Below are 9,922 nucleotides of genomic sequence, written 5' to 3' on the forward strand. Positions count from 1 at the left end.
GTAAATAACTCGATAAAAATATATTAAATAAAAATTTATAAAATTAGTATTTGTATAACTAAAATAAATATAAAAAGCGACAAGTCCTCCATTTGGAAAAAAAATAAAACTACTTTTTGCCAAAAATATTGGTTGTTTTGCATTACATTTGCCAAGCAGACCGCCTTATCGCTGTTTATCGATAGATAAAGAGAGGAAAGTCCGGACACCACAGAGAAGCATAGCGGGTAACACCCGTCGGGTTGTGCAAACAATTTAGGACAAGTGCAACAGAAAGCAAGTACAGGTAATGCTGTAGTGAAACCAGGTAAACTCTATGCGGTGAAATTTCAAGTATATCGGCATTTAAGGGTTTCTCGTCCGTTGTCGAAGGGTAGAAAGATGGAGCAATTGAGTAATTGATTGCCTAGATAAATGATAAGGCATCAAAGCCATTTGATGACAGAATCCGGCTTATAGGTCTGCTTTTTTTTAACTATTTTTTTCGATTTGTACTTGCAAATAAATATTGTACGTGTATTACAAATGATTCATGCAATAAGTCAATTGATACTTAATCGGCTTCAATATCTTCATTTTCAACCATTTCAAAGAAACTAAAAATAGAACCTCCATAATTTTTTTGAAACGAAAAATGATCCAAGTGGTTCAAAGTGGTATGTTTGGAATGTTCTATTACAAGCATCCCTTCGGGATCTAAAATGGCTTTATCAAAAATTGATACGACCAGTTTTTCAAAAATTTTTTGATCCAAAGCATACGGCGGATCGGCAAAAATCACATCAAAAGTAGATTTGCATTTTTCGATATAGGCAAACACATCGCTTTTTACGGCAGCAATGTCAAAATCAAATTCGTCAGTAGTTTGTTTGATGTATTTGATACAACCAAAATCAGCATCAACACTCGTAATGTTGTTACTACCTCTTGAGGCAAACTCGTAACTGATGTTGCCAGTACCTGCAAATAAATCTAAAATTTTTAATTCGTCAAAATGAAAATGATTGTTCAAAACGTTGAACAAAGCTTCTTTACTCATGTCGGTTGTGGGCCGAACGGGCAAGTTTTTTGGAGGCGATAACCGTCTGCCTTTGAATTTTCCTGAAATAATTCTCATGCGTAAAAAAGGATAAAATGTTTTAAATTTTCGTGTATCGAAAAAATATTTTCTTCTTGTAATAAATTGATATCTAGTAAATTAACGTTTCTAACGTATTGATATACAATTTTAAAATAAACATCATCTGTAGTGATATCGCCCAACAACTCCAAACAAAAAAGTTCAGGATTCATTTGCAATTGCTCTGCAGTAAACAAAATATAATAAATAAAATCTTCGGGAGTACGGTATTCAAAGGTGTTGAATAGCAATAATTTTTGATTTTGAATTACAATAATTTCAAATAGCCCTTTTTGCTTGTGTACAAACATTTTTTTGGTAAGGTTGTTTTTTGAAATTTCTAGCAATCGAGTAACCAAAATGGCATGAGCATGTTTGTAATCGAATGAGCCAAAATAATCAATAAATCCATTATTAAAGTGGATAAATGGAATATATATAAGTGTCAAATCGTGGTTTTCTATTGGATCAAAATTAAAAGCATCTGTTTCATAAACCTTTGTATTAAATTTGATATAATCGGCAATGTGATTTTCGTCAAACAAAGATTTTGGAACAAAAGCCGACAAATTGTTGTTGTGTAACACTACAATATCTTCGTATTTTTGATGCAATTCTGGAAATTTTTCAAATAATTGTTCGAATAAATGACGAACATTGTTTTCTGTTTTATCTAATTTGAAATCCAATTCTTTTACCCATACAACAGATTGAGTGAGTGCATTTTTGGCACAAAAAGTAACTCCGTCAAGGCCAACTTGAACAATGAGTTTCTGATCATTTTTTTCGATAATCGTTTTGTTTTGGTTCATATAATTAGTCAAACAGCAATCAAATTTTAATAATTGGGAGGGGATTTATTGAATTTTTGAGGCAAGCAAATATATAACCGCCATTCTAATAGCCACTCCGTTTTCTACCTGATTCAGAATAACAGATTGTTTGGAATCTGCCACGTCCGAGGTAATTTCAACCCCTCTATTGATGGGGCCTGGATGCATTACAACAATTTCTTTGTCTAAACTATCCAAAATATTTTTGGTCAATCCATATTGTTGGGTATATTCTCTAGTCGAAGGAAAATAATTGACGTCCATACGTTCGTTTTGAACCCGCAACATATTGGCCACATCACACCAAGCCAATGCTTTTCTTAAATTGGGCTCTACCCGTACACCAAGTGCTTCTATATGTTTTGGAATAAGGGTGTTAGGGCCACAAACTTGTACCTCGGCACCTTGCATTTGAAGGGCATATATATTAGACAATGCTACACGAGAGTGTAATATATCGCCCACAATAACAACTTTTTTACCCGCAACATCGCCCAGTTTTTCTCGAATGGTATAACTGTCTAAAAGGGCTTGGGTTGGGTGTTCATGGGCCCCATCGCCTGCATTAACAATACTGGCTTTAACGTTTTTCGACAAAAAATGTGCCGCCCCCGGAGCACTATGCCTCATCACAACCATATCTACTTTCATGGCCAAAATATTGTTTACAGTATCTATTAACGTTTCTCCTTTTTTGACAGACGATTGTGCTGCCGAAAAACTAATCACATCTGCCGAAAGTCTTTTTTGAGCCAACTCAAACGATAGTTTCGTACGAGTACTGTTTTCAAAAAATATGTTGGCTATCGTAATGTCTCGCAACGAAGGCACTTTTTTGATAGGCCTATTGATGACTTCCTTAAAATGATCGGCTGTTTCAAATATAAGGGCAATATCCTTGGGATTTATATATTTGATACCTAACAAATGATTTACACTTAACTCGCTCATTATAAATGGTTTGATAAATTATTATTAACCGATGGGATAAGCAATACCGCATCTTCTCCCTCTTGTTCTTGCCAGGATACCTTTACTTTTTCGCTGTCAAAAGCATCTACTTGGCGACCCCGATAATCAGGCTGTATGGGCAAATCTCTACTAAATCTGCGATCGATAAGTACCAATAATTCAATACCAGACGGACGGCCAAAGGATTGAATGGCCGTTAATCCTGCCCGAATACTTCTGCCCGTATATAAAACATCGTCTATAAAAATAACTTTTTTGTTTTCTACTATAAAGTTAATTTGAGTTTTGTTGGCCTCCAATGGCTTTTCGGTTTTTCGAAAATCGTCTCTAAAAAAAGTAATATCCAAATATCCCATCACTATTTTGGGCACTTGATAATGTTGTTCTAAAATGTTTTTTAACCTTTCGGCCAAAAAAATGCCACGGGGTTGCATCCCTATCAATATAGTTTCTTGAAAATCCAAATGTTTTTCTATCAATTGACAAGCCAATCGATGCAAGATGATGTTCACTTCTGTTGAGGTAAGCAATATTTTCTGACTCATAACAACTCTTATTTTTGCTTGGCAAAGATAGTATTTATCACTTTATTTTTGGTCAAAAATGATGAATTAAAATAAAATGTTAGAATAATTGACTAAAAGCGACACAAAACAACAAAGAGCATTACGCTATTTTGGACGTTACCACAAGGGTCGGGCTACTCGTTTCAAACAACGTTCATTGAACTCCAAAAGAAATATAATATTGTGAAATAATTTTTTTGAATACCACATTCAGAAACTATATTCGTGCAATACAACAACCCCTTTTGGGGGCTGGAGGACTTCTAAAAGACTTCCATTATTATCCCAAACGCAAATTCCGACAAACATCAAGTTCATCCAAATCATAATATCCATTAACAGCTTCCTTTGCCTTTTGACAAGCTTTTTTTTAGGGTTTAAAATAGGTGTTCACTAAAAGAAATTTCGTTTTGAATGTAAAAAATAAGTTCAGATTAAAAAAAATGGAAATAAAAAACTAATTTTGCATTATGGCAAAAAAACAAACAAACAAAATAGTCTTCCATCAAATAAAAGTACTAGATGCAGGAGCAAAAGGAGTGTCGGTTGCAAAAGCACCCGATGGTAAAGTAATATTTATACCCAACGTCGTTCCTGGCGATGTGGTTGATATTCAAACATTTAAAAAAAGAAAAGCCTATTATGAAGGCAAAGCAGTAAAATTTCATGAATTTTCTGAACACCGCACCACGCCAGTTTGCGAACATTTTGGAGTGTGTGGAGGTTGCAAATGGCAAAACATGACATACGAACAACAATTGTTTTATAAGCAAAACGAAGTTCTAAACCATTTGCAACGCATTGGTAAAATAGCATTACCCGATTTTGAACCCATTTTAGGGGCACAAAAACCCTTTTTTTATAGAAATAAAATGGAGTTTGGATTTTCTAATGCCCGTTGGATGACCGAAGAAGAAATTCAAAGCCAAGATACACTGTCCAATAAAAATGCGTTGGGATTTCATATTCCAAAAATGTGGGATAAAATTTTAGACATCCATCATTGTCATTTGCAAGAAAACCCTTCTAACGACATCCGAAATGCAATTCGAACCTTTGCAATAGAACATGATTTGACTTTTTTTAACCCCCGACTTCATGAAGGTTTTTTAAGAACCTTAATGATCAGAACCGCTTCTACGGGCGAAATTATGGTTTTAATTCAATTTTTTGAAGAGCAAACCACCAACAGATTGTTGCTTTTAGATTATTTGGCCGCCACTTTTCCAGACATAACCTCGTTGCAATATGTTATAAATGGCAAACAAAACGACACTATTTACGACCAAAAAGTGCATTTGTACAAAGGCAGAGATTACATTTTAGAAGAAATGGAAGGACTACAATTTAGTATCAATGCCAAATCATTTTATCAAACCAATTCAGAACAAGCATACCAATTGTATCAAATAACACGTGATTTTGCGGGGCTTACGGGCAACGAAATCGTTTATGATTTATATACGGGTACCGGTACAATTGCTCAATTTGTATCCCAAAAAGCCAAAAAAGTAATAGGAGTAGAGGCGGTGCCCGAAGCTATTGCCGATGCAAAAGTAAATGCCAAACGCAATAATATTTCCAACTGCGACTTTTTTGTTGGAGATATGAAAGTGGTTTTCAACGAAGCCTTTATTGCTCAAAATGGACAACCCGATGTAATAATAACAGACCCCCCTCGAGATGGGATGCACAAAGACGTAGTGGAACAAATTTTGAAAATAGCCCCTCAAAAAGTAGTATATGTAAGTTGCAATTCGGCTACACAAGCCCGAGATTTAGCCCTTATGGACGAAAAATACAAAGTAACAAGGGTAAGACCCGTAGATATGTTTCCGCAAACACATCATGTAGAAAACGTAGTGTTATTAGAAAGACGAAATTAATTAGACAATGAAAAAAATAATTGCACTATTGCTCATCACATTTGGATTTTTAGGTTGCGAAAAAGACGATATTTGCGATGCTGCCACAGTTACTACTCCAAAATTGGTCATTCATTTTTATGATTCTACTACAAATTTATCTAAAAATGTAGTCAATCTCAAAGTAATAGCTGACGGAATGTCGGAAGGTGTTGTGTTTAATAGCAGCCTAACAACAGATGAAAAGTATTTGGCCAATGCGGTTTCGAGCATTAAAATCCCGCTTAAAACCACTGCCGACGCTACTAAATATACCTTGATTTACAATTTTGGAAGCAGTAATGCCAGCACCGTTTTTACAGATATTTTAACCTTTAATTATACCCGAAAAAACGAATACATTTCGAGAGCATGTGGTTATAAAACCATTTTTGATTTGAATAATAGTGCGGGATTACCCAAGGCAGTAATCTTAAACAATTTAGAAACCAATACTACAGGCAATTGGATAGATGGTATTACTATTAAAAAATATAACATTACATCAGAAAATGAAACACATATTGATATTTATTTTTAGTACAAACTTACTATTTTTTTCTAGCATAGGTTTTGGACAAGAAAAAAAAGAATCCAAAAAAGATTCATTGAAAACCAAAACCGAACGGTATGGCCTCCGACTGGGAATAGACTTGTTTAAATTGTCCAAATCTTTTTATGATACAAATTACAAAGGATTGGAATTGGTTGGAGATTATCGGTTGACAAAAAATTATTTTTTGGCAGCCGAATTGGGCAACGAAAATAAAACTACCGACGATGTACGGCTCAATTTTACTACCAAAGGCAGTTACCTCAAAGCAGGGTTTGATTACAATTGTTTTGACAACTGGCTCAATATGGAAAACATGATTTATTTTGGGATGCGATACGGCATTAGCACTTTTAGTCAGGAGCTAAATACTTATAAAATATACAATACAAGTCCGTATTTTGGCGAAATTACCCCCATTGTTTCTGGCGAAAAATTCAATGGTTTGTCTGCCCAATGGCTTGAAATTGTGGGAGGCATCAAGGCCGAAGTATTGCAAAATTTGTTTGTTGGTTTTAGTGCTCGGATACATTATTTGACTCTAAACAACACGCCCGAAACATTTGACAATTTGTATATTCCTGGCTTCAATAGGACGTATAATGGCAAGTTTGGTGTTGGGTTTAATTATACTGTTTCGTACTTTATTCCAATTTTTAAAAAGAAAATAGTTGATAAGAATGTAAAAAACAAGAAAAAATAGATGCATCTTTTTTGTTTTGTCTCTCATAGATTCTTGTAATGGTTAGATGCTGTTGTTTACCGTGTTTTGCGTGAGGGATAGTAGTGTAAATCCTTTAGAAGCCCCCCAGCCCCCAAAAGGGGTGTTGTATTGCACGAATATAGTTTCTGAATGGGTATAATCAAAAAAGATTATTTCACAATATGATATTTCTTTTGGAGTTCAATGAACGTTGTTTGCAACGGATAACCCGACCCTTGTGGGAACGCCCAAAAAAATGTTAATCAAATAGGCTGTTTTATACCAAATATACATATAAAATAGTCCAATATATTGCTTCTTTTTTGCTAAAATGAGTCAAAAAAATAGTTGACACACTAGTTCAATTGCTATTGAATTATTAAGGATAGTAACCCAAAAAAACCGCATCCAAGGATGCGGTTTTTTATTAATATTTCAATAAATCGACTACGGCTTTTTCAAATCGATTTTTGGGTAAATACTGATCTTCTAAAGCTTTTGTAAATGGTATTGGCGTTTCCAAACTTCCAATTCTTTGAACAGGAGCGTCCAAATATTGGAAACAATTTTCCATAATAGCAGCAGCAATATCGCTGGCAATACCGCCAAAAAGTGTATCTTCGTGTAGTATGATGGCTTTTCCTGTTTTGCGAACAGAGGCAAAAACAGTGTCGTAATCCAGTGGTTGTAAGGTTCTTAAATCTATTAAATCGGCTTGTATTTGAGGGTTTGCATCTAAAAAAGCCAAGGCCCAATGAACGGCTGCACCGTAACTAATAATAGAAATTTGGTTGCCCGTACGGATAGTAGCGGCTTTGCCCAAAGGGAGGGTATAATAATTTGTTGGTACCTCTTGCTGAATGCTTCTATAGAGTTGTTTATGTTCAAAAAACATTACAGGATTTGGGTCTGCAATTGCGGTATTCAACAATCCTTTTGCATCAAATGGAAAAGCAGGATACACGACTTTAAGTCCTGGCGTTTTTGTAAACCAAGCTTCATTGGTTTGAGAATGAAAAGGGCCTGCTTGAGTACCGCCACCACAAGGCATTCTGATGACTACATCGGCATTTTCGCCCCATCGGTAGTGCGATTTTGCCAACAAATTGACCACTGGATTGAAGCCCGTTGAAACAAAATCTGCAAATTGCATTTCCACAACGGCTTTGTGTTTGTTGATACTCAAACCCATGGCAGCAGACACCACAGCGCTTTCGCAAATGGGTGTATTTCGTACCCTTTCTTTGCCAAATAAAGCAACAAAACCATCTGTAATTTTAAAAGCCCCACCATATTCTGCAATGTCTTGTCCCATCAAAATTAGATTTGGATAAACTGTCATCGATGCTTTCAAACTATCAGAAATGGCATCTATAAATCGCATTTTTTCTGTTGCTTCATTAGGGGCAACTTCTTGAAAATCAAAGGGTTTATATACATCATGTAACTCTGTTTCGACCGATGCTTTTATTTCTGGTTCCTGATTTGCAATTTGCAAATGCTCATCAATTTCTGTTTTAATTTCGAGTCTGATTTTTTCATCAAATTCAGAAGTTAAAATATTATTTTCTAATAAAAATTTTCTATAATTTTCAACAGGATCTTTCATGGCCCAAAAATCTAATTCCTCTTGAGGCACATATTTGGTACCACTAGCTTCTTCATGGCCACGCATTCTAAATGTTTTAAATTCTAACAATACTGGTTTAGGATTTTTTTGCATGTCCGCTTTCAACTCTGTAAGTTTGTGGTAAATTTCCAAAATATTATTACCATCAATAATATGACTTTCTATGCCATAACCTACGCCTTTATCGGCAAGATCCATACATTTGTATTGCTCATTTGTAGGAGTGGACAGTCCATAACCATTGTTTTCTATTATAAACATTACCGGTAAATTCCACACCGCAGCTATGTTTAAAGCCTCATGAAAATCACCTTCCGATGTGGCACCTTCGCCAGTAAAAACGGCAGTTATTTTTTTATTTTCCATCAACAGATTGGCTAATGCAATGCCATCTGCTACCCCAAGCTGTGGGCCAAGATGAGAAATCATTCCTACAATATTATACTGTTGTGTGCCAAAATGAAAACTGCGATCTCTACCTTTTGTAAAACCATTGGCTTTGCCTTGCCATTGAGAAAACAATCTGTACAAAGGAATATTTCGGGTAGTAAAAACCCCTAAATTTCGATGCATAGGCAAAATGTATTCATCACTATCTAAAACAGCAGTTACCCCAACAGCAATAGCCTCTTGACCTATTCCAGAAAACCATTTCGATACTTTGCCTTGTCTGATCAAAATCAGCATTTTCTCTTCAATTAACCGTGGTTTTAATATTTTTTTATACAAATCTAAAAGTACATCGTGGCTAAGGTTTTTGATGCTAAAATTCATTTTTTATTATTTAAAATTCATTTTCAAATGTATAAAAAAATAACATATCAAATAGTATTTGTTATAAAAATATTTTTGAACACATTTTTGAAACAACTTTTCATTTTTCTTTCTGTAAATTATATTTTATATAAATTAATATGAATGTATTTTTTGTATCTTTGTATTAAAGATATTTCTATATAAGAAACACATCAAAATGAAATACTTAGACTCCAAAATAGATTTGACATTCAAAAAAATATTTGGCAAACACAAGCATTTAACCATTAGTTTTTGGAATGCTTTGTTGCCAATAAATGCACCTATAGTGTCCATAGTGTATATCCCAAGAGAGCAAGTGCTTGAAATTGTTGGATTTACAAATTCTATTGTTGAGGTGCGTTGCAAAAATCAAAGGCAATTTAGAGTAACACCGCCATTTTTTTGGACTAATAGTTTCAAGTAGCGATTACTTTTTAATGCCTCAACAGCTAGGTCAAACAGTTGAACAAAGGTCAGAAATATGCCATTTTGCAACCCGTTTATTTGTTAAACATCATCAATCATGTGGTTGAACCCAGTACATCGGTATTTCGATATTATTACAAAACAATAAATTAATCAAAACACTATATGAATTGAAATTGTTTTTTATACCAAAAATATTTATAAAATAGTCCAAAGATGCGTAGTTATTTTTTAGAAAAAATTTTCAAAAAAAATCGTTGCATAGCTGGGCTACGGAACTATTTTATTTGAATGATTTTAGCAAAAAAGAACAAGTAGATTGGACTATTTTATATGTATATTTGGTATTATAATATTGCCCAAGTTTTATGCAGCAAATGATTTGAAATCAAAAAAAGTTTATGTAGTGTACCATTG

9 protein-coding genes and 1 other RNA gene are annotated in these 9,922 nt (G+C 34.3%); 5 read left to right on the forward strand and 5 right to left on the reverse strand.

The genetic code is table 11. From position 1 onward, the window contains the following. The first annotated feature begins 152 nt into the window (after positions 1-152). Positions 153-472: RNase P RNA component class A (gene rnpB, locus B0A58_RS14580), an RNA gene on the forward strand. Between the two features lie 81 nt (positions 473-553). Here rnpB and B0A58_RS14585 read toward each other — a convergent pair. The 4 genes from B0A58_RS14585 to pyrR are packed head-to-tail and all read right to left on the reverse strand — an operon-like array spanning position 554 to position 3,470. Next, complete coding sequence (locus tag B0A58_RS14585; protein ID WP_089081654.1) at positions 554-1,117, reverse strand: RsmD family RNA methyltransferase; 564 nt, start codon at positions 1,115-1,117, stop codon at positions 554-556. Beyond that, complete coding sequence (locus B0A58_RS14590; RefSeq protein WP_089081655.1) at positions 1,114-1,932, reverse strand: DUF3822 family protein; 819 nt, start codon at positions 1,930-1,932, stop codon at positions 1,114-1,116. The genes B0A58_RS14585 and B0A58_RS14590 overlap by 4 nt, the downstream gene beginning before the upstream one ends. A gap of 45 nt (positions 1,933-1,977) precedes the next feature. Beyond that, on the reverse strand, positions 1,978-2,904 hold the full coding sequence (locus B0A58_RS14595; protein ID WP_014084649.1) for an aspartate carbamoyltransferase catalytic subunit: 927 nt from the start codon (positions 2,902-2,904) through the stop codon (positions 1,978-1,980). Next, a complete protein-coding gene (gene pyrR / locus B0A58_RS14600; protein ID WP_014084648.1) occupies positions 2,904-3,470 on the reverse strand; it encodes a bifunctional pyr operon transcriptional regulator/uracil phosphoribosyltransferase PyrR in 567 nt (188 codons plus the stop codon). Before pyrR ends, B0A58_RS14595 begins: the two co-directional genes overlap by 1 nt. Positions 3,471-3,961: 491 nt before the next feature. On the opposite strand from pyrR, the gene rlmD reads away from it, so the two are divergent. The 3 genes from rlmD to B0A58_RS14615 are packed head-to-tail and all read left to right on the forward strand — an operon-like array spanning position 3,962 to position 6,651. Beyond that, positions 3,962-5,377, forward strand: coding sequence for a 23S rRNA (uracil(1939)-C(5))-methyltransferase RlmD (gene rlmD / locus B0A58_RS14605; RefSeq protein ID WP_014084647.1), 1,416 nt, complete (start codon positions 3,962-3,964; stop codon positions 5,375-5,377). Positions 5,378-5,384: 7 nt separating this feature from the next. After that, the gene (locus B0A58_RS14610; protein ID WP_089081656.1) at positions 5,385-5,936 is read left to right on the forward strand and encodes a DUF6452 family protein; all 552 of its coding nucleotides are present in this window, start codon (positions 5,385-5,387) and stop codon (positions 5,934-5,936) included. Then, the gene (locus B0A58_RS14615; RefSeq protein WP_089081657.1) at positions 5,908-6,651 is read left to right on the forward strand and encodes a DUF6048 family protein; all 744 of its coding nucleotides are present in this window, start codon (positions 5,908-5,910) and stop codon (positions 6,649-6,651) included. The genes B0A58_RS14610 and B0A58_RS14615 overlap by 29 nt, the downstream gene beginning before the upstream one ends. Positions 6,652-7,078: 427 nt before the next feature. On the opposite strand, the gene B0A58_RS14620 is transcribed toward B0A58_RS14615, so the two are convergent. Then, positions 7,079-9,055, reverse strand: coding sequence for an alpha-ketoacid dehydrogenase subunit alpha/beta (locus tag B0A58_RS14620; protein WP_089081658.1), 1,977 nt, complete (start codon positions 9,053-9,055; stop codon positions 7,079-7,081). A 199-nt stretch (positions 9,056-9,254) separates the two neighbouring features. Here B0A58_RS14620 and B0A58_RS14625 point away from each other — a divergent pair, with 199 nt between their 5' ends. Next, complete coding sequence (locus B0A58_RS14625; protein WP_089081659.1) at positions 9,255-9,503, forward strand: hypothetical protein; 249 nt, start codon at positions 9,255-9,257, stop codon at positions 9,501-9,503. Positions 9,504-9,922: the final 419 nt, after the last annotated feature.

It is taken from the genome of Flavobacterium branchiophilum NBRC 15030 = ATCC 35035, from assembly GCF_002217205.1.
Classification (GTDB): domain Bacteria; phylum Bacteroidota; class Bacteroidia; order Flavobacteriales; family Flavobacteriaceae; genus Flavobacterium; species Flavobacterium branchiophilum.

Coding starts and splice junctions, on each gene's coding strand:
- B0A58_RS14585 (WP_089081654.1), bottom strand. CDS start 1,117: ATGAGAATTATTTCAGGAAAATTCAAAGGCAGACGGTTATCGCCTCCA.
- B0A58_RS14590 (WP_089081655.1), bottom strand. CDS start 1,932: ATGAACCAAAACAAAACGATTATCGAAAAAAATGATCAGAAACTCATT.
- B0A58_RS14595 (WP_014084649.1), bottom strand. CDS start 2,904: ATGAGCGAGTTAAGTGTAAATCATTTGTTAGGTATCAAATATATAAAT.
- pyrR (WP_014084648.1), bottom strand. CDS start 3,470: ATGAGTCAGAAAATATTGCTTACCTCAACAGAAGTGAACATCATCTTG.
- rlmD (WP_014084647.1), top strand. CDS start 3,962: ATGGCAAAAAAACAAACAAACAAAATAGTCTTCCATCAAATAAAAGTA.
- B0A58_RS14610 (WP_089081656.1), top strand. CDS start 5,385: ATGAAAAAAATAATTGCACTATTGCTCATCACATTTGGATTTTTAGGT.
- B0A58_RS14615 (WP_089081657.1), top strand. CDS start 5,908: ATGAAACACATATTGATATTTATTTTTAGTACAAACTTACTATTTTTT.
- B0A58_RS14620 (WP_089081658.1), bottom strand. CDS start 9,055: ATGAATTTTAGCATCAAAAACCTTAGCCACGATGTACTTTTAGATTTG.
- B0A58_RS14625 (WP_089081659.1), top strand. CDS start 9,255: ATGAAATACTTAGACTCCAAAATAGATTTGACATTCAAAAAAATATTT.